Annotated in this window: 20 protein-coding genes; all 20 read left to right on the forward strand. The window is 49.0% G+C overall.

Features of this window, described 5'->3' with window-relative positions:
- The first annotated feature begins 46 nt into the window (after positions 1–46).
- The 20 genes from ASG16_RS22815 (at position 47) to ASG16_RS22910 (ending at position 18,834) form a co-directional block, all read left to right on the forward strand.
- Positions 47–565: a YceD family protein gene (locus ASG16_RS22815; RefSeq protein WP_056486440.1), complete on the forward strand. Its 519-nt coding sequence runs from the start codon at positions 47–49 to the stop codon at positions 563–565.
- 140 nt (positions 566–705) lie between these two features.
- A complete protein-coding gene (gene rpmF / locus ASG16_RS22820) occupies positions 706–876 on the forward strand; it encodes a 50S ribosomal protein L32 (protein ID WP_005834357.1) in 171 nt (56 codons plus the stop codon).
- Positions 877–1,027: 151 nt separating this feature from the next.
- Positions 1,028–1,789 (forward strand): DeoR/GlpR family DNA-binding transcription regulator, encoded by a 762-nt coding sequence (locus ASG16_RS22825; RefSeq protein WP_056486443.1) that lies wholly within the window; start codon positions 1,028–1,030, stop codon positions 1,787–1,789.
- A gap of 183 nt (positions 1,790–1,972) precedes the next feature.
- Positions 1,973–2,752, forward strand: a complete 780-nt coding sequence (locus ASG16_RS22830; RefSeq protein WP_056486446.1) for an ABC transporter permease — start codon at positions 1,973–1,975, stop codon at positions 2,750–2,752.
- A 4-nt stretch (positions 2,753–2,756) separates the two neighbouring features.
- Complete coding sequence (locus tag ASG16_RS22835) at positions 2,757–3,545, forward strand: ABC transporter permease (RefSeq protein WP_056486449.1); 789 nt, start codon at positions 2,757–2,759, stop codon at positions 3,543–3,545.
- Positions 3,546–3,556: 11 nt separating this feature from the next.
- A complete protein-coding gene (locus tag ASG16_RS22840; RefSeq protein WP_056486451.1) occupies positions 3,557–4,525 on the forward strand; it encodes an ABC transporter ATP-binding protein in 969 nt (322 codons plus the stop codon).
- Between the two features lie 127 nt (positions 4,526–4,652).
- Positions 4,653–5,243 carry a transcription factor FapR gene (gene fapR / locus ASG16_RS22845; protein ID WP_048033577.1) on the forward strand — a complete coding sequence of 197 codons (591 nt, stop codon included), beginning with the start codon at positions 4,653–4,655 and terminating at the stop codon, positions 5,241–5,243.
- 13 nt (positions 5,244–5,256) lie between these two features.
- Positions 5,257–6,264, forward strand: a complete 1,008-nt coding sequence (plsX, locus tag ASG16_RS22850; protein ID WP_017249375.1) for a phosphate acyltransferase PlsX — start codon at positions 5,257–5,259, stop codon at positions 6,262–6,264.
- A gap of 5 nt (positions 6,265–6,269) precedes the next feature.
- A complete protein-coding gene (locus ASG16_RS22855) occupies positions 6,270–7,286 on the forward strand; it encodes a beta-ketoacyl-ACP synthase III (protein ID WP_056486677.1) in 1,017 nt (338 codons plus the stop codon).
- A 2-nt stretch (positions 7,287–7,288) separates the two neighbouring features.
- The gene (gene fabD / locus ASG16_RS22860) at positions 7,289–8,239 is read left to right on the forward strand and encodes an ACP S-malonyltransferase (RefSeq protein WP_056486454.1); all 951 of its coding nucleotides are present in this window, start codon (positions 7,289–7,291) and stop codon (positions 8,237–8,239) included.
- Positions 8,233–8,973, forward strand: a complete 741-nt coding sequence (gene fabG, locus ASG16_RS22865; RefSeq protein ID WP_047068008.1) for a 3-oxoacyl-[acyl-carrier-protein] reductase — start codon at positions 8,233–8,235, stop codon at positions 8,971–8,973. Before fabD ends, fabG begins: the two co-directional genes overlap by 7 nt.
- A gap of 81 nt (positions 8,974–9,054) precedes the next feature.
- Entirely contained in the window at positions 9,055–9,288 is a 234-nt protein-coding gene (acpP, locus tag ASG16_RS22870) for an acyl carrier protein (RefSeq protein WP_005834336.1), read from the forward strand.
- A gap of 136 nt (positions 9,289–9,424) precedes the next feature.
- Positions 9,425–10,666 (forward strand): beta-ketoacyl-ACP synthase II, encoded by a 1,242-nt coding sequence (gene fabF, locus ASG16_RS22875; protein ID WP_048033575.1) that lies wholly within the window; start codon positions 9,425–9,427, stop codon positions 10,664–10,666.
- Positions 10,667–10,720: 54 nt separating this feature from the next.
- Complete coding sequence (gene rnc, locus ASG16_RS22880) at positions 10,721–11,407, forward strand: ribonuclease III (protein WP_026043146.1); 687 nt, start codon at positions 10,721–10,723, stop codon at positions 11,405–11,407.
- Positions 11,408–11,666: 259 nt separating this feature from the next.
- Complete coding sequence (gene smc, locus ASG16_RS22885; RefSeq protein WP_056486456.1) at positions 11,667–15,239, forward strand: chromosome segregation protein SMC; 3,573 nt, start codon at positions 11,667–11,669, stop codon at positions 15,237–15,239.
- A 45-nt stretch (positions 15,240–15,284) separates the two neighbouring features.
- Entirely contained in the window at positions 15,285–16,292 is a 1,008-nt protein-coding gene (gene ftsY, locus ASG16_RS22890) for a signal recognition particle-docking protein FtsY (protein ID WP_048033573.1), read from the forward strand.
- A gap of 143 nt (positions 16,293–16,435) precedes the next feature.
- The gene (locus ASG16_RS22895; RefSeq protein ID WP_048033572.1) at positions 16,436–16,774 is read left to right on the forward strand and encodes a putative DNA-binding protein; all 339 of its coding nucleotides are present in this window, start codon (positions 16,436–16,438) and stop codon (positions 16,772–16,774) included.
- Between the two features lie 10 nt (positions 16,775–16,784).
- Positions 16,785–18,197 carry a signal recognition particle protein gene (ffh, locus tag ASG16_RS22900; protein ID WP_048033571.1) on the forward strand — a complete coding sequence of 471 codons (1,413 nt, stop codon included), beginning with the start codon at positions 16,785–16,787 and terminating at the stop codon, positions 18,195–18,197.
- Positions 18,198–18,310: 113 nt separating this feature from the next.
- Positions 18,311–18,583 carry a 30S ribosomal protein S16 gene (rpsP, locus tag ASG16_RS22905; RefSeq protein WP_047067992.1) on the forward strand — a complete coding sequence of 91 codons (273 nt, stop codon included), beginning with the start codon at positions 18,311–18,313 and terminating at the stop codon, positions 18,581–18,583.
- A 23-nt stretch (positions 18,584–18,606) separates the two neighbouring features.
- On the forward strand, positions 18,607–18,834 hold the full coding sequence (locus tag ASG16_RS22910; protein WP_007719711.1) for a KH domain-containing protein: 228 nt from the start codon (positions 18,607–18,609) through the stop codon (positions 18,832–18,834).
- Positions 18,835–18,850: the final 16 nt, after the last annotated feature.

Genomic DNA, 18,850 nt, shown 5'->3' on the forward strand with positions numbered 1-18,850 from the left:
TGGGCAGGGTCTATAATCATCTTTGTTGTGCATGAGGTGAAATGCTATGAACATTAAGTTAGCAGAGTTAGAGCACCGAAAAGGAGAGCCATTGCCATTCCAGGTAAGCTTGGATGCAGATGAGCTGAAGAAGCGCCACCATGAGATTCGCGGAATGACTCCTGTGACTGCGAGTGGTGAAGCTGTACAGCTAGGCAATCTCTATTACGTAAAAGGAAGCATGAAGGCAGATGTGAATTTTGTCTGCGCGAGATGCTTGAATCCTTTTGTCGATCAGGCAACAGTAGATTTCTCTGAGACATTTGCGCTTGCGGATGATCCAATTCTGCAAGATGACGAGGACAGCGATATTCTTCCTCTGGAAGGCGATGAAATCGAGCTGGACTCGCTGTTGCAAGAGGATTTCTTACTGGCAATGCCGACCTTCCCGCTTTGCGAGGAGGATTGCAAAGGTCTGTGCCCGACTTGCGGTGTGAACCGTAATGAAGTGGCATGCAGCTGCAAGAATGAGCGTGTTGACCCGCGATTGGCTGGGTTGGCTGACTTTTTCAAAGACAGCAAATAAGTATTCCTACTGTATTCAAGATGATTCGCCGACCATTCGTGGCAGCGTCTCATTTTTGAAGGATGGCATAAGCATTTTGCCTATACTGTCCACCCAATAGAGCTTCTTAGCATTTGTCAGTTGAAGGAGGTGTAAGGAAGATGGCAGTACCTCAACGGAGAACTTCCAAAACCCGTAAAAGAATGCGTCGTACGCACTTCAAATTAGAGATTCCAGGCATGATCAAATGCGATAATTGCAGCGAATACAAGCTTGCGCATCGTGTTTGCCCAAGCTGCGGTCACTACAAAGGCGTGAAAGTAGCGAAGTAATATTCGCTGCTAAGAAAGCAAGGTGAGAAATCGCCTTGCTTTTTTTGTTCTTTTCTATTGCTTATGATTACTTACAAACACTTATTGTTGCTTGCGTAAATTACTTAAATGACTTATAATGAAGTCATGATAAGGATGGGGTTGAGGCTTCGTGTTCCAAGAGGAGAGGCTCGCTGCGATTCTTGCGTATTTGCAGGAGTACCAGCGAATCAGCGTGCAAGAGGTAGTTGAGCAGTTTGGCGTTTCCCGTGACACAGCGAGGCGTGATATCGTCAAGCTGGAGGAGCAGGGTCAAATCCTGCGAACCAGGGGAGGAGCAGTATTACCCAGCCTCAACAAAAAGAACTACTCCCATCAGGAACGTATGCAGCTTGATTTGACAGGAAAGCGCAGTATTGCAGCAGCGGCGGCTCGTCTGATCAAAGATGGCGATTACTTGTTGCTCGATGCGTCCACAACTGTTCAGCTCACCGTGGAATCCTTGCAGACCCGCGACCATGTCATTATCACGAATTCATTAGCGACTGCCGCCAGTATGTCCCGAAAAGAAGGCGTTCTTGTCAAGCTTTTGGGCGGAGACGTACATGCAGAGGATCAATGTGTACTCGGTACACGCGTGATTCAAAACCTCGCTGATTTTCATGTGGATAAGGTACTGGTTGGTGCATGCGGTCTTACGAAGGAAGGGCTTATGTCTACGCAGGAAGATCACGGCTTTCTGATCAAAGAAATGATCAAACGAGCCGATCAAGTAATCATACTCACAGACCATACCAAGTTTGGAAAAAGTATGCTGTATCGCGTTGCCGGTTTTGACCAGATCGATATTATTGTGACCGATAAGCTGCCTGAAAAGGAAATAGCTGAGGTCCTGCACGCCAACGATGTAGAGGTGATTGTAGCTTCCACATGAAGCTATTGATCCATAAAAAAGAGGATAAGTTCCATTTGGCTGGCGTGAATGGGTGACCAGCGTGACAGCAAATGGATTTATCAGGAAGAGTCCTTCAAATGGGAAGGGCTCTTTCTTTTTTCTTGCATTTGTGTACGGCCCCTGCTATTCTAGTAATCCTGACTTTTCCAAGAGGAGGGTTCTATGGTCTATTGGCGGATTATTCGCATGAGCTATCGTCGAAATCTTCAGTATCGTTTATCGCATGTCATCAACAATGTCGCAAGCTCGATTTTTGGGCTTGTTTTTATTGCCATTTGGACGGGTGTCCTTTCTGGAAAGCAAGTATACGGCCCCTATGATGTCAAAACGATGGGGTATTACATCGCGATTTGCCAAAGTGTTCTCTGGATGACGACATTTATCTCGCCGGGTCTGAATGTGCAAATAGCGGTAAGAAGCGGGGCTGTCAGTCTGGATATGATCAAGCCTGTTCATTATCTTTGGTACATGCTCAGTCAGGAGTTTGGGCGACTTTTGTACAACGCTTGTTACAGAAGTGTTCCGATCGGCTTGCTGCTAGGATTAGCGGTAGGCTTCTTTTTTCCCTCCGATCCGTTCACTTATTTCTCGTTTATCCTCTCGCTTCTGCTAGGAATTTACGTAGGCATGCTGCTCTTTTATCTCGCGGGCATTTCCTCCTTCTGGACGACAGAAATTCGCTGGGTTCACCTCATCCTTTTGTCATTGATCTTCGGGTTAGGTGGACAAATGATTCCGATAGACTTGATGCCCGGGATGATTGGAAAGGTAGCCCCTTATTTACCCTTTTCCGCGATGATTTATTATCCGGTCATGACCATGCTAGAGCTTGCTCCTCCTTATGCCATGCTTGTCCAAGCTGGCTGGGCGCTCGTTTTAACGGCAGTTGCTTTATTGGTGACGAACATGGCAAGAAGAAAGCTAGAAATTCAAGGAGGATAACCACATGTTTGCCCTCTACCGCAAACTGATTGCGGCCAGCATTCGTTCGCAAATGCAATACAAGATAAATTTTGTCACGAGCGCTGCCACGACCGGAATGATTATGGTGCTTGATTTTATTATTCTTTCTGCGATTTTGTACCGATTTCACGATGTGGTCGGGTGGAATATTTACGAGGTTGGGATGCTTTACGGAATTTCCTCGGCATCTGTTTCCTTGTATCGACTATTTGCCCCGGAAATCAACGACTTTGAGAAGTACATTGTACAAGGGGAGCTCGATCAATTGCTCATCCGTCCTGTTTCACCTTTGCTTCTGCTATTGACACGCAATCTTGATTTGTCGAGAGTGGGAGGGTTGGTGCAAGGGGTGTCTGTTTTAGTCATCTCATTGTTGGGTCTTGCGGTGGAAGGGAAAGCGATCATGGGACTGGTGCTATTTTCACCAGTTGCCATTTTGTCTGGCGGAGTGATTTATTTCTCCATTGGCCTTGCTACGGCTGGGGTCGCCTTTTGGACGCATCAGATGAAAGACATGCTGACCTTTACCATCTATGCGCCAGCCAATGCTTCCAATTATCCGATCGGGCTATATCCAAACTGGCTCAAATGGCTGTTTTTCTCAGCGATACCGATCGCGTACATGAATTATTTGCCAATGTTGACGTTGTTGGGTAAAGGGGGCGAATGGTTTTATCCGTTACTCACCCCGGTCGCCGCAGCGGTTGCTTTTTATTTCGCTCGTATGCTGTGGAATGTCGGGATTCGACATTATCATAGTACCGGGAGCTAAGGAGGGGTAACATGATTGAAGCAAAGCACATCGAAAAATCATTTTTCCTGAATCAAGCGAAAGAGGGGCGCTTTGCTTCTCTACGAACACTCTTTTCTCGTGAACGAAGGGAAGTCAAAGCGGTCCACAATATCTCCTTTTCCATTGACAGAGGCGAGTTCGTGGGATATATCGGGCCGAATGGCGCAGGAAAATCGACGACAATCAAAATGCTCGCAGGAATTCTTCATCCCAGTCAGGGGGAAATACGAATCGGCGGCTATAGTCCACAGCGGGAAAGAATGCAAGTAGCTTCACAAATCGGTGTGGTGTTCGGGCAGCGAACACAGCTATGGTGGGATCTGCCAGTCAAAGACTCCTTCGAAATTTTGCAAGCGATGTACAAGATTGAAGAAAAGGCATATCGGCGATCGATGGAGGCGTATCAGGAACTGCTGGATCTACATGAATTCCTGGATACGCCAGTACGTAAGCTGTCATTGGGTCAAAGAATGAGAGCAGATTTAGCAGCGGCCCTGCTGCATGATCCGCCGGTCCTATTTTTAGATGAGCCTACGATTGGGTTGGATGTCGTCGCGAAGACGCGCATCAGAGCGTTTTTGAAAGAAGTGAATCAATCCCAGAAGAAGACCATTCTATTGACGACTCATGATATGGACGATATCGAGCAACTCTGCAACCGAATCATCGTGATCAACCATGGCAAAAAGATGATGGATACGAGCTTGACCGATTTGCGACGCCAGATAGGGCTGCCAAGCCTCATTCGAATCGAATTTCGACAACCGCCCGAAAAGCTTTACGACCTAGAGGGGATCGAGCGGATGGAGCTATCAGAGAATGTACTTTCGATTTACTTCGACAAGGGAAAAATTTCTTCTCCGCGCATTCTTGCCGAAGTGGCGGGGTGGGGTGAGCCTCTGGACATTCAGATGAAAGAACCCGGGATTGAGGAGATCATTCGGCTCATTTATCGTTAGGGACGGTTACCTAAATTCGTGAACGATACTTGTAATTCCAGATCTTCTCCCTTATACTGTGTTTTGGTACCAGGTATTAAAAACAGCTCGCAATCATACATAGTACAATTGAATCCTGCTTAAGGGGGTGTTCGGCATCGCCCGCTTGCCAAAAAAAGATCGCCAGTCCCGCTTAGTGCAGTATCTGGCGGATAATCCATTTGCGACGGACGAAGATCTGGCTGAGTTATTTCATGTCAGTATTCAAACCATACGTTTAGACCGACTGGAATTAGGGATACCGGAGTTGCGTGAACGCATTAAGACAGTTGCAGAGAAAAGTCTTGATCCTGTAAAATCATTGGGCATTGATGAAGTCATCGGTGAAATGGTTGATCTACAGCTCGATTCACAGGCTATTTCCGTATTGGAAATAAAAGAAGAACACGTTTTTTCGAAAACACAAATTGCCAGAGGGCATTATATATTTGCTCAGGCCAACTCATTGGCAGTAGCAGTAATTAACGCAGACGTAGCGTTGACAGCTACGGCGAGAATCCGCTTTGTCCGTCCTGTACGAGCAGGGGAGAAGCTGGTTGCTAAAGCAGTGGTGAGAAGCCGTAACGGCGACGAATGCAAGGTACGTGTAGAGACGAAGGTCCAAGGTGAATTGGTCTTTACCGCAACCTTCCGTGTAGTTGAGATGTCGAGCTACCATAACAGCATGGATGAGGAGTAAGGAGGAGTCACGGTTGCGAATTGCAGTGGATGCGATGGGCGGCGATCACGCACCGAAGAGTACCGTTTTAGGGGCGCTTGCTGCCATCAAGGAAAACCCGGCCATTACAGTTGTATTGGTGGGAGATGAACAGGCTATTCGGAACCACTTGCCGCAGGATATTCCGGCAAACATTGAAATCGTTCCTGCAGCGGAAGTGATTTTGCCAGATGATGAACCGGTTCGAGCTGTTCGGCGTAAGAAAAATTCTTCGCTGGTTGTAGCAGTTGAGATGGCGCGCGAGAAAAAAGTTGACGCGATGATCTCGGCTGGGAATACGGGTGCATTAATGACAGCAGGCTTGTTGTACGCAGGTCGCATGGATGGAATCGAGCGTCCTGCGCTATGTGCCTATATCCCGAATACAAAAGGCCGAGTAACGCTGACGCTGGACGTCGGAGCCAATATGGATGCCAAGCCGCATCAGCTTGTACAATACGCGGTGATGGGGAGCTTATATGCTGAAAAAGTGTTGGGCTTCGAGCGGCCGACAGTAGGCTTGCTGAATGTCGGGACTGAAGAAGGAAAAGGGAACGAATTGACGAAAGCGGTTTTTCCTCTCCTTCAAGAAGCCGACTTGAACTTTGTAGGAAACGTGGAAGCACGCGATGTTATGCAAGGAGCCTGTGATGTGCTCGTATGCGACGGCTTTGTAGGGAACGTTTTGTTAAAGGCCGTAGAGGGTGCTGCTTCCACTATCTTTTCGCAGTTGAAGCAGGAATTTACTTCCAGCCTGATTAATAAGCTAGGTGCGGCCATTCTGAAACCTGGATTGGTTCGCTTTAAAAAGAAAATGGATTATGCGGAATACGGCGGTGCTCCCTTGCTGGGATTGAAATCCCCAGTGATCAAGGCCCACGGTTCCTCAAATGAGCGTGCGATGAAAAACGCGATCGTCAGTGCTACGCGGTTTATTCAGCAAGACGTGAACGAGGTTATCCAGCAATCATTACAGAAAAATACTTTGGGAGAAAGCGAGTGAAGCAGATGAGTGCAAAGCGTTCAGTAGGGATTTTGTCTACAGGCTCTTATACCCCGGAGCGGGTGTTGACGAACTTTGATCTGGAGAAAATGGTGGAAACCTCTGATGAGTGGATTGTTTCCCGTACCGGGATCAGAGAACGCCGCATTAGCTCACCGGAGCAAGCTTCCTCCGACTTGGCTTACGAGGCTGCCAAAGAAGCGCTCGAAAAAGCAAACATCAGCGCGGAACAGCTGGATATGATCATTGTCGCTACCGTAACGCCTGACATGTCTTTCCCGTCTACTGCTTGCTTGCTGCAAGAAAAGCTGGGTGCTACACGCGCCGCTGCGATGGATCTTTCCGCGGCTTGCACAGGCTTTTTGTACGGAATTACAACAGCGACTCAGTTCATCCAAAACGGTTTGTATAAAAAAGTATTGGTCGTAGGCGTTGAGACCTTGTCCAAAATTACGAATTACAAAGATCGAAATACATGTGTGTTGTTCGGAGATGGTGCGGGTGCGGCTGTTATCGGGGAAGTTACCGAGGGCTACGGCTTCCAGTCCTTTGAGCTCGGCGCAGATGGGTCAGGCGGGTCCCTCTTGTGCTTGCCGGCAGGTGGTTCCAGAACGCCTGCATCTGTTGAGTCTGTGGAACAAGGACTGCATTATCTCTACATGACAGGCGGAGAAGTTTTCAAATTCGCTGTTCGCGTCATGAATTCAGCAACAGAGGCTGTCTTGTCCAAAGCAGGCGTATCGAAGGATGAGATCGACCTGTTGGTACCGCATCAGGCAAACAAACGCATCATCGACTCTGCTGTACAGCGTTTCGGTCTGTCTGAGGATAAAGTTGCGATCAATCTGGATCGCTATGGAAACATGTCTTCTGCTTCCATTCCAGTAGCGTTGGATGAAGCAGTAAAGGCTGGTCGCGTAAAAGAAGGCGATAACCTGATTCTGGTTGGGTTTGGTGGCGGCTTGACTTGGGGAGCGACGCACTTGAAGTGGTGCACGACTCCGGCAGAAGGGAGCAAGTAAGAATGGGAAAAATAGCCTTTGTTTTTCCGGGGCAAGGTTCACAATTTGTAGGAATGGGACAAGCTCTCTGTGAACAATCGGAAGCGGCCCGTCACATATTTGAGCAGGCTGATGAAGCGCTCGGCTTTTCCTTGTCGGGCCTTTGTTTTGAAGGACCAGAAGAGGAATTGAAGCTGACCGCAAACACACAGCCAGCTATTTTGACAGCAAGCATCGCTGTTATGGCAGCTTTGAACGAAAAGTTGCCTAATTATAAGCCTGCGTTCGTAGCGGGCCACAGTTTGGGTGAGTATTCTGCTTTGGTTGCAGCTGGGGCCTTGTCCTTTGCAGATGCAGTCAAAACAGTGCGAGCTCGTGGTCAGTTCATGGAAGAGGCTGTTCCTGCTGGACAAGGTGCAATGGCCGCAGTCTTGAACCTGGATCGCGCGGCACTACATGCGGTTTGTGAAGAAGTAACAGCATCTGGACATCCTGTTCAATTAGCGAACATTAACTGCCCAGGGCAAATTGTCATCTCTGGTTCTGCTGAAGGTGTGAAGCTGGCCGGTGAAAAAGCGAAGGAAGCGGGCGCAAAGCGTGTCCTTCCATTGAATGTAAGCGGTCCGTTCCACTCGAGCTTGATGCAGCCAGCAGCAGATAAACTGCAAGCAGTTTTAGCTGGCGTTACCGTACAAGAAGCGGCCGTGCCTGTTGTGGCAAATGTAACGGCTAGACCGGTGTCTGAGGCTACAATCATTGTAGATCAATTGGTTCAACAAGTTTCCGCTCCAGTTTTGTGGGAGGATTCTGTGCAATGGATGGTCGAAGCAGGCGTGACCACTTTTGTAGAAATCGGTCCAGGAAAAGTTTTGGCTGGATTGATCAAGAAAATCGCACCAGCGGATACCACAATTATCTCTGTGCAGGATATGGATTCGCTTACTGAGCTTTTGAACGGAGGGATACTATGTTAACAGGAAAGACAGCACTGGTCACAGGGGCTTCCCGTGGTATTGGGCGTGCGATTGCATTGAAGCTGGCAGAAGCTGGCGCGAATGTAGTTGTCAATTACGCAGGTAGTGAAGCGGCAGCGAGCGAGACTGTTGCGCTTATTAAGGAAATGGGCCGCGATGCCATCATGATTCGCGCGAACGTTTCTTCTACGGAAGATGTCAACGACATGTTCAAAGCAGCTCTGGATCATTTTGGTGCGATTGATATTCTCGTGAACAATGCGGGAATTACTCGCGACAACCTGATCATGCGCATGAAAGAAGATGAGTGGGACGATGTCATTGCCACGAATCTGAAGGGTGTATTCAACTGCGTCAAGGCAGCGACACGCCCAATGATGAAGCAGCGTTCAGGCAAAATCATCAACATCACTTCTGTGGTAGGTGTTTTGGGGAACGCTGGACAAGCAAACTACGTGGCGGCAAAAGCTGGAGTTATTGGCTTGACGAAGACGGCTGCTCGCGAGCTGGCTAGCCGTAATATCACGGTGAATGCTGTTGCGCCAGGATTTATCGATACAGAAATGACTGCTGTATTGCCGGAGGATGTCAAAGCTGGGCTCACAAGCCAAATTCCGCTTGCCCGCTTGGGACAAACAGATGATATCGCATCTGTCGTGCTATTCCTGGCATCCGACGCAGCCAACTACATGACAGGGCAGACGCTGCACGTAGACGGCGGAATGTACATGTAGGAAGAAAACTATCGAGCATTTTCTGAAAACTGGTTTTTTGAAAGCTCATCCACTATAATACGGGAGAGGGGGTGAAGCAAGATGGCAGATACTTTGGAGCGTGTGAAGAAAATCATCGTCGATCGTCTGGGTGTAGATGAGTCCAAAATTACTTTGGAAGCTTCTTTCAAAGAAGACCTGGGCGCTGACTCCCTGGATGTGGTTGAACTCGTAATGGAACTCGAAGATGAGTTTGATTTAGAGATTTCCGACGAAGATGCTGAAAAGATCACTTCTGTTGGTGAGGTTGTTAAATACATAGAATCTCACAAGTAGGTTGATCTGTTGGAAGTCCCGTACCATACGGGACTTCTCCTTCAATAGTCACCTGTACATAATCCAAACAAATACACGTTTTGCATGCAGTGAATATAAGAAGCTGACTGCTGACTTTCATATAGAGGTGATTGTAATGAAACGCAGAGTGGTGATTACTGGCGTTGGTGTCGTTTCTCCAGTAGGGAATGACGCACAGACTTTCTGGAACAGCTTGCTGGAAGGGAAATCAGGCATTGACCGTGTGGCTGCCTTTGACGCTTCTGATTATCCAACACAAATTGCAGGCGAAGTGAAAAACTTCGATCCTGAGCAGTATATGGACAAGAAAGATATCCGACGTACAGACCGATTCGTTCAGTTTGGATTAGCTGCTGCCAAAATGGCTGTAGAAGATGCAAAACTGGAGATCACGCCAGAAAATGCGGAACGAGTGGGTGTATACATCGGGTCCGGAATCGGTGGTCTGACTACATGGGAAGAACAGCATTCCGTATTGTTGGAAAAAGGACCGCGTCGCGTGAGTCCATTCTTCATTCCGATGCTGATTGCGAACATGGCGTCTGGTGCAGTATCCATTCAATACGGAGCAAAAGGACCAACTTCCAGTGCGATTACCGCTTGTGCGACAGGTACAAATGCAATCGGTGATGCACTGCGTCTGATCCAGTTCGATCACGCAGATGTCATGATCGCAGGTGGAGCAGAAGCAACCGTGCGTCCAATGGCATTTGCAGGCTTTTGCTCAGCGAAAGCGATGTCCACCAGAAACGATGACCCGCAAAAAGCGAGCCGTCCGTTTGACAAAGATCGAGATGGCTTCGTAATGGGCGAAGGTGCTGGTGTGCTGATCTTGGAAGAGCTCGAGCATGCGAAAAAACGTGGAGCAACGATTATCGCGGAAGTCATTGGCTACGGGATGAGCGCAGATGCACACCATATTACTTCTCCATCTCCTGGAGGCGAAGGGGCAGCGCGCTGCATGGCAAGCGCACTGAAAGACGCTGGCGTTGATCCAACGGAAGTCCAATATATTAATGCACATGGTACTTCTACTGGACAAGGAGATATCGCAGAAACACAAGCGATCAAGAGTGTGTTTGGCGAGCACGCATACAAATTGGCTGTCAGCTCGACCAAATCGATGACAGGCCATTTGCTGGGTGCTACTGGTGGGGTTGAGGCAATCGCGACGGCATATGCACTGCGTGATCAAGTATTGCCTCCGACAATTAACTTGGAAAACCCGGATCCAGAATGTGATCTGGACTATGTTCCGAACCATGCGCGCAAGGCGACCGTCAATGTGGCTGTTTCCAATACATTTGGATTCGGCGGTCACAACGCAACGGTAATCCTGAAGCGATACGAAGCATAAATGAGCCCTACTGATAGAAAAAGTAGGCAGTCTCCTGGAATGGTGGTGAGGGTGATGAATTTTGCACAGCTGCAAGAAACGATAGGCTTTCGCTTTCGCGATGAAAGCGTTTTGCGGCAGGCATTCACCCATTCTTCCTACGTGAACGAGCAACGCGGCAAACGTATATCAGACAATGAGCGGCTAGAGTTTTTGGGGGATGCTGTGTTGGAGTTGACCGTCTCCCAGTTTTTGTATAAAACTTTTCCGAAGATGAGCGAAGGGGAAATGACGAAGCTGCGTGCAGCCATTGTCTGTGAACCTTCTCTCGTCAAGTTTGCTGAACTGTTGAATTTTGGCGATCTCGTATTGCTGGGAAAAGGGGAAGAGCTGACAGGTGGACGTCAGCGACCAGCCTTGCTAGCGGACGTTTTTGAGGCGTTTGTAGGTGCGCTTTACTTGGATCAGGGGTTGGACGCAGTTTTTTCCTTTATGGAAAAATACGTGTACCCGCGCATCGACAAGGGAGAGTTTGCCCAGGTAACAGACTTCAAGAGCCAGTTGCAGGAATTTGTTCAACAAGACAATCTGGGAGACATCCATTACCGAATTGTAGAAGAAAAAGGACCAGCTCATAATCGAGAATTCGTATCTGAGGTGCTCTTGAACAATCGTTCGCTTGGCATCGGCTCTGGCCGCTCCAAAAAGGAAGCGGAACAGCAAGCAGCTGCACGAGCGTTGGTCAAGCTGGGGGATAAATAATCACTCGTCAGCGAGAAGGGCTGCATCATCTGCTACAAGATGGTGCAGCTTTTTTCTTTCGGGTGGGAAACATAGGGAAAATACTGCGAGATGACCGCTATCTATGATACACTTACCTACAGATGACCATGTAGGCTCGTAGTAGGTAGCTCCTGTTCGATGCAGGGGCTTCTTTTCGGGTGCCATCCGATCCTTGCATGTTTGTAAGTCTGTCAGTTTGGCAGGCAGTCTGGATGGTTTCTTAAGGAGGACCGTACGTATGTATTTGAAACGCCTGGAGCTGGCTGGATTCAAATCCTTTGCCGATCGCACGGAATTGGAATTTGTACCAGGGGTAACAGCGGTAGTGGGACCGAATGGAAGTGGGAAAAGTAACGTTTCTGATTCGATCCGCTGGGTGCTGGGGGAACAGAGCGCGAAGTCGTTGCGTGGAGCGAAAATGGAAGACATTATTTTCGCGGGTAGTGACAAGCGCAAGCCAGTGAATTTCGCAGAAGTGACACTCACCTTGGACAATACAGATCGTTCGCTCGATGTGGAATATTCGGAGGTATCCGTTACTCGCAGGGTGTATCGTTCTGGTGACAGTGAGTACTACATAAACAACAGATCCTGCCGTCTAAAAGACATCATGGAGCTGTTCATGGATACCGGGCTGGGTAAAGAAGCGTATTCCATTATCGGTCAAGGTAAAATTGAGGAAATTCTCAGTACCAAGTCCGAAGATCGCCGTGGAATATTTGAAGAAGCCGCCGGAATCGTCAAATATAAAACACGCAAGCGCGAGGCGGAGAAAAAGCTCGATGACACCGAGCAAAATCTGGTGCGTATTCACGATATCGTCAGTGAAATTACGGAGCAGATCGGACCTTTGCAGGAGCAGGCAGAAACAGCCAAGACGTATAAGGAGCTTCATCGTCGGCTGGTTGAGCACGAAGTAGCTCTTTACGTGCAGCAAATTGAAGCAGCTCATACGAAGTGGGAAGCAGCCACAGGACACGTAGAGGAACTCAAGCATCTGTTAATCGGACAGACGACCGAAGCATCCAAGCAAGAGGCTGATTTGGAGCAGGCGCGTTTTCATGTCACCCAAATCGACCAATCTATCGAAGAACTGCAACAAGTGCTTTTGACAGTCAGTGAAGAGACTGAGAAAGTCGAAGGACAACGTGAAGTATTGCGGGAGCGTATGCGCAATCTCAATGCCAATCGTCAGCAGACGATGGAGCAGATGCATCGGATTACCGAGAAGCAGCACGGTCTTGAGGCCGAACTGGCTGAAGAACAAGAGAGGGCCAAGGAAGCGGATCGCCGCATGACAGAAGCCCACGCTTCGTTGCAAGAAGCAGAAGGTCAATTTTTTTCCATGGTGCAATCACTGACAGATGATGTCGAGCGTTTGAAGAGTGATTACTTCGAAAAGCTCAACGAAATGGCGAATCTGCGCAACGAAAATCGCCATCAAGAGCAGCTTCTCAAGACAAGCGAGGCCAGAGTCGAACGTCAATTGTCTGGAAAAAAACAGCTCGATGAAGAAGAAGAGCAGCGTCTAGCTCAGTTGAGTCAACTCCAAGATCAATTAGAGAAGATCGTTTCTACTATTCAAGAAACTGGCGTCAGATACAAGGAATTGGTCGAGGGCATGCGCGAAGGACAAGCCCGTCTTGAAACAGCCCGTCGAGAGCTGCGCCACTGGGAACAAAAGCGGGAAGCAGCGAAGTCGCGTTTTGACCTGTTAAAAGAAATGCAGTCGGAGTTCGCAGGGTTTCAGCAAGGTGTAAAAGAAATTTTGAAAGCACGCGAGCGGGGCTTCAAAGGAATTCATGGAGCGGTCGCTGAGCTCGTTGTCGTGCCACAGCAATACGAGACAGCGATGGAAGTCGCATTGGGTGGCGCACTGCAAAACGTCGTCGTGGACAACGAAGCATCCGGTCGCGCAGCCATTGCTCACTTGAAGCAGCACAATGCGGGTAGGGCGACATTTCTACCGCTCGATGTTATCCGTCCTCGCACCTTGCAGGCAAGCGATAAGCGCCAGTTGGAGGCGGAGAGTGGAGTCGTCGGAATTGCGAGTGAGCTCGTGACCTTTGAGGAAACGTACCGACCCATCCTCGAAAGTTTATTGGGCAATGTCATTATTACGGAAAAGCTGGAGCAGGCAAACCGTGTGGCCCGTACGCTTGGCTACCGCTATCGTGTCGTGACACTGGAAGGCGATATCGTGAATGCGGGTGGCTCCATGACAGGGGGGGCCTTGAAAAAGAACACCACGAACCTGCTTGGACGCAACCGTCAATCAGAAGAGCTGGAAGCGCAGCTGGTAGAAATCGACCAGGCAATTTCTGGGCATACTACCCTTATGGAGCAATTAACGAAGGACCTGGGGCAAATGCAGCAGGAGCAAGAAGCTCTGCGTACTGAAGGCGAAAGTCTGCGATTGAAAGAACAGGAAGTAAAAGGGCTCTTGCAGCAAAAAGAATCGGAAGGCAGATCCTTGGGCGAGCGAGCAAAGCTTGTTGAACAAGATATTGAAGGCTATCGCCGCGAGATGGAAGAAGCCAAGCGCAAGCAAGAGCAGTTGCAAGCCTCTTTGGCTGCCATGGAGCAAGAGGAAAAAGAGCTCGGGGCGCAGATCGCAGAAGCAGAAGCTAAACGCCAAGAGCAGCTCGAATCCAAAGAAGAAATGAATCAAAAAATAACAAGTCTCAAGGTACTGAATGCGCAGGTCAAGCAAGAGTATCAATCACGCTTGGAGCAAACAGAGCGTTTGCTGGAGCAAAAAAGCCAATTGCAGCGCGAATGGGAAGAACAAAACGCGAACTTGGCATCTCTTGATGAGCTGGAGCGTACGAACGAATCGTCCGGGCTTGAGCTGGATCAGCGCATTAGCGAATTGCGTCAGGATAAAGACCGTGTGGCTGGATTGATTCAAGAACGGCGAAGTGAGCGGGCGACGCTCTTTTACAAACAGGAGCAAGTGGAACAACAGGTGAAGGAAATCCGCCGCGAGGTCAAATCGCTCGAGGAAAAGCTTCATCAGGAAGAAGTGAAAGTCAACCGTAATGAGGTAGAGCTCGATCATCTGTTGAACAAACTCTCCGAAGAATACGAAATGAGCTACGACCTGGCGAAGCAAAAATATCCGGCACGTGGCGAGATTCAGGAAGAGACACAAGTGGTCAATCGTCTCAAAAAGCAGATTGGGGCACTTGGCACTGTGAATCTTGGCGCGATTGAGGAATATGAGCGCTTGTCCGAGCGTCAGCAGTTCTTAAGCTCGCAGGAAGCTGATTTGAATGAAGCAAAGGACATGCTCTATCAAGTGATCCAAGAAATGGACGCAGAGATGTCGCGCCGCTTCAAAGAAACATTTGATGCGATCTCGGAGCAGTTCCGCGACGTGTTTGTCCAACTGTTTGGCGGTGGACGCGCAGATCTTGTGCTCTCCAACCCAGATAACCTGCTTGAGACGGGCATCGATATCGTGGCCCAGCCACCTGGCAAGAAGCTGCAAAATCTTGCGCTCTTATCCGGGGGCGAACGTGCTTTGACAGCCATGGCCTTGCTATTTGCCATCCTGCGTGTGAAGCCAGTGCCATTCTGTGTATTGGACGAGGTAGAAGCGGCTTTGGATGAGGCAAACGTTAACCGTTTCGCCGAGTACATGCACCATTTCAGCAACCAGACGCAGTTTATTTGCGTCACGCACAGAAAAGGCACCATGGAGAGCGCAGACGTGCTATATGGTATCACGATGCAAGAGGGCGGCGTGTCCAAACTCGTCTCCGTGAAGCTTGAGGACAGTGACAAGTTTATCGAATCAGCCTCTTAAACGGATTTGCCATTCAATTGATACTACCCGCAAAGGAAGATGAACATGAGTTTTTTCAAGCGCCTTCGTGATGCTATTGTCCAAAAGTCCGAAGAGGTCACCCAGAAGTTTACGGATGGTTTGGCTAAAACGAGAGACCTGCTAGTAGAAAAAGTAGAGGATCTGGTACGTCGCTACAAAAAGATCGACGATGACTTTTTCGATGAACTAGAGGAAATTTTGATTACGTCCGATGTGGGCGTCAATACCGTAATGGAGCTCATTGACGACCTGCGGACAGAGGTGCGCAAGCAAAAAATCGAGAATGCGATCGACCTGCAGCCGATTCTCTCAGAAAAACTGGTTGCCCTTTTGAAAAATGATGCTGCTGCGGATACGACTCTGAACGTAGAGGATGGTCGTCTGAACGTGATTTTGTTCGTAGGGGTAAACGGAGTAGGGAAAACGACCACAATCGGTAAAATGGCGCATATGTTCAAGCAGCAAAATAAAAAAGTGCTGCTGGCAGCAGGCGACACGTTCCGTGCAGCAGCGATTGAACAGTTGGAAGTCTGGGGAGAGCGTGTAGGAGTAGACGTAATCAAGCAGCAGCAAGGCTCTGATCCGGCTGCAGTGATCTACGATGCGATTCAGGCAGCGAAATCCCGACAGGTCGATGTGCTCTTGTGCGATACCGCAGGCCGTTTGCAAAACAAAGTCAATCTCATGGAAGAGCTGGCGAAGGTTCACCGCGTATTGCAACGCGAATTGCCAGGAGCTCCGCACGAGGTCTTGCTCGTTTTGGATGCTACGACTGGGCAAAATGCGCTTTCGCAGGCGAAAACGTTTGGACAGTCTGCTGGTGTAACAGGTTTAGTCCTGACCAAGCTGGATGGGACAGCAAAGGGCGGTATCGTCATCGCGATCCGCAACGAGCTGAACATTCCGGTGAAATACGTCGGTTTGGGTGAAAAAATGGATGACCTGCAACAGTTCGATCCCGAGCAATTTGTTCATGCATTATTTGCTGGATTGATCCAAAAAGATGAAACGGAAGAGCAGGAAAACGCGTAAAAACATAGTGTTTCTGCTATAAAAAAATGATGTCAATAAAAAACCTTGACACTAGGTGTGGAATTAGGTACTATAATCTACGTGCTGTAAAGAAAAAGTCTTTACAGTTTGAAACGAGTACCTCATAGCAAAGGATTGGTTTCATGTTAGAAAAGACCAATCAAGTCAATCTCTTGTTTGACTTTTACGCGCCGCTACTCAAGGGCAAGCAGCGAGAATATCTTGAGCTGTATTATCTGGACGATTTATCGCTCGGAGAAATTGCCGAGATGCATGAGGTCAGCCGCCAAGCTGTTTATGATCATATCAAGCGGGCAGAGAAGCAACTGTTTGAATACGATCAGAAGCTTCGCCTCGCTGAGCGTCATGAAAAGCGCATGGACGTGTTGAATCGCATGAACGAACTTGTAAGTGAGCTTTCGGAGAGCGAGACAAGAGACGAGCTGAACACTTTGCTCCACCAACTGTCAGAGATGGATTAGGAGGGCTCGCATGGCGTTTGAGAGCTTAGCCAATCGGCTGCAAAACGCGTTTGACAAACTGCGCGGCAGAGGGAAAATAGACGAGACCATCGTGAATGAAGCGATGCGTGAAGTTCGTCTGGCCCTGCTGGAAGCAGACGTTAACTTTAAAGTAGTAAAAGACTTCGTTGCTCGTGTCAAGGAGCGCGCAGTCGGTCAGGAAGTCATGAAAAGCCTGACGCCTGGTCAAATGGTGATCAAGATCGTGAATGAAGAGCTGGTCGCTCTGATGGGTGGCAACGTTGCTCAGCTCACGATGGCGCACCGCCCGCCGACCGTCATTATGATGGCAGGTCTGCAAGGGGCAGGTAAAACAACCACAACCGGTAAGCTGGCCAAGTACTTGCAAAAGCAAAACCGCAAGCCGCTTCTGGTAGCGGGAGACATTTACCGTCCTGCTGCGATCAAGCAGCTTCAGGTTTTAGGGGAGCAACTCAATGTTCCCGTCTTCACTCTCGGTGATCAAGTCAGTCCTGTCGATATCGCTCGCCAAGCGATTGAACACGCGAAGACGAATCATCTCGACGTAGTCCTCATCGATACCGCAGGTCGCCTGCATATTGACGAAGCGCTGATGGACGAGTTGAAGCAGATTCGCGAGGTAACCAAGCCCGATGAGATTTTGCTCGTCGTGGACGCGATGACAGGTCAAGATGCCGTCAATGTAGCAGAGAGCTTTAACAGCCAGCTCGAACTGACTGGTGTGGTTCTCACGAAGCTCGACGGTGATACCCGAGGCGGTGCGGCACTGTCCGTCAAAGCTGTCACTGGCAAGCCGATCAAATTCGCGGCGATGGGTGAAAAGCTGGATGCGCTCGAGCCGTTCCATCCGGATCGTATGGCCTCCCGTATTTTAGGTATGGGGGACGTACTCAGCCTGATTGAAAAAGCACAGGCATCCGTGGATGAAGACAAAGCACGCGATATGGAACGCCAAATGCGTCAAGGTGAGTTTACCTTCGACATGTTCCTGGACTCCATGCAGCAGCTTCGCAACCTGGGTCCTTTTGAAGACATTCTCGGCATGCTGCCAGGAATGAACAAGATGAAGGGCAAAATGAACGTGGATGAAAAGCAGATTGCCCGCGTTGAAGCGATCGCCAAATCCATGACCAAACAAGAGCGCGCGAATCCAGACTTATTGAATGCCAGCCGTCGCAAGCGCATCGCAAGCGGAAGCGGAACGAGTATTCAAGAAGTCAATCGTTTCCTCAAGCAGTTCGAGGAAATGAAAAAGATGATGAAGCAATTCTCAGGCGCTGCCGACAAGATGGTCAAGAAGTCGAAGAAAAAAGGCTTCGGATTACCATTCATGGGAAAAGGCGGAGGCAACAATCAGGGCGGGATGAACTTCCCCTTTAACTTCAAGCCACCGTTCAAGTAAGTAGGCATGATCTCTTCGCGACACTGACTTGTCAGTTGGCCGCGATGGTTCAGATATAGTAGCACCAACGCAGATGCTCTTCTAGCGTTGATTAATACAGGAGGTGACACAACATGGCAGTAAAAATCCGTCTGAAGCGTATGGGTTCCAAGAAAGCTCCTTTCTACCGTGTAGTAGTAGCTGACTCCCGTTCCCCACGCGATGGCCGTTTCATTGAAGAAATCGGTTACTACAATCCGGTTGCTCAACCGGCAGTGGTGAAAATTGATACCGACAAAGCGGTACAATGGATCCTGAATGGTGCAGCTCCAACTGACACCGTTCGTAACCTTCTCTCCAAAGAAGGCGTACTCGCAAAAGTACACGAAACCAAATACGGCAAATAAGTCGGTCATCTGGAGGTTTGATGATGAAAGCGCTGGTCGAAACGATCGCTAAAGCTCTCGTCGATCATCCGAATGAGGTTCGTGTTAACGCAGTGGACAAAGAGCGAACTCTCGTCTTTGAATTGTCGGTGCACCCTGATGATATGGGGAAGATCATCGGCAAGCAAGGTCGAATCGCGAAAGCCCTGCGCACGGTCGTGATCGCCGCATCCGTGGAAACGGACAAGCGTGTCACGGTTGAAATTGTATGAGAAAAGGCTGGGAGCT

It is taken from the genome of Brevibacillus sp. Leaf182 (assembly GCF_001423865.2).
GTDB lineage: Bacteria > Bacillota > Bacilli > Brevibacillales > Brevibacillaceae > Brevibacillus > Brevibacillus brevis_C.

What these genes read in the sequence shown, in the direction of transcription:
- ffh (WP_048033571.1), top strand. Translation starts at nt 16,785, where the DNA reads ATGGCGTTTGAGAGCTTAGCCAATCGGCTGCAAAACGCGTTTGACAAA.
- fabF (WP_048033575.1), top strand. Translation starts at nt 9,425, where the DNA reads ATGAAACGCAGAGTGGTGATTACTGGCGTTGGTGTCGTTTCTCCAGTA.
- ASG16_RS22835 (WP_056486449.1), top strand. Translation starts at nt 2,757, where the DNA reads ATGTTTGCCCTCTACCGCAAACTGATTGCGGCCAGCATTCGTTCGCAA.
- ASG16_RS22910 (WP_007719711.1), top strand. Translation starts at nt 18,607, where the DNA reads ATGAAAGCGCTGGTCGAAACGATCGCTAAAGCTCTCGTCGATCATCCG.
- ASG16_RS22840 (WP_056486451.1), top strand. Translation starts at nt 3,557, where the DNA reads ATGATTGAAGCAAAGCACATCGAAAAATCATTTTTCCTGAATCAAGCG.
- ASG16_RS22815 (WP_056486440.1), top strand. Translation starts at nt 47, where the DNA reads ATGAACATTAAGTTAGCAGAGTTAGAGCACCGAAAAGGAGAGCCATTG.
- fabD (WP_056486454.1), top strand. Translation starts at nt 7,289, where the DNA reads ATGGGAAAAATAGCCTTTGTTTTTCCGGGGCAAGGTTCACAATTTGTA.
- ASG16_RS22830 (WP_056486446.1), top strand. Translation starts at nt 1,973, where the DNA reads ATGGTCTATTGGCGGATTATTCGCATGAGCTATCGTCGAAATCTTCAG.
- rnc (WP_026043146.1), top strand. Translation starts at nt 10,721, where the DNA reads ATGAATTTTGCACAGCTGCAAGAAACGATAGGCTTTCGCTTTCGCGAT.
- fabG (WP_047068008.1), top strand. Translation starts at nt 8,233, where the DNA reads ATGTTAACAGGAAAGACAGCACTGGTCACAGGGGCTTCCCGTGGTATT.
- ASG16_RS22895 (WP_048033572.1), top strand. Translation starts at nt 16,436, where the DNA reads ATGTTAGAAAAGACCAATCAAGTCAATCTCTTGTTTGACTTTTACGCG.
- rpmF (WP_005834357.1), top strand. Translation starts at nt 706, where the DNA reads ATGGCAGTACCTCAACGGAGAACTTCCAAAACCCGTAAAAGAATGCGT.
- ftsY (WP_048033573.1), top strand. Translation starts at nt 15,285, where the DNA reads ATGAGTTTTTTCAAGCGCCTTCGTGATGCTATTGTCCAAAAGTCCGAA.
- ASG16_RS22855 (WP_056486677.1), top strand. Translation starts at nt 6,270, where the DNA reads ATGAGTGCAAAGCGTTCAGTAGGGATTTTGTCTACAGGCTCTTATACC.
- acpP (WP_005834336.1), top strand. Translation starts at nt 9,055, where the DNA reads ATGGCAGATACTTTGGAGCGTGTGAAGAAAATCATCGTCGATCGTCTG.
- smc (WP_056486456.1), top strand. Translation starts at nt 11,667, where the DNA reads ATGTATTTGAAACGCCTGGAGCTGGCTGGATTCAAATCCTTTGCCGAT.
- rpsP (WP_047067992.1), top strand. Translation starts at nt 18,311, where the DNA reads ATGGCAGTAAAAATCCGTCTGAAGCGTATGGGTTCCAAGAAAGCTCCT.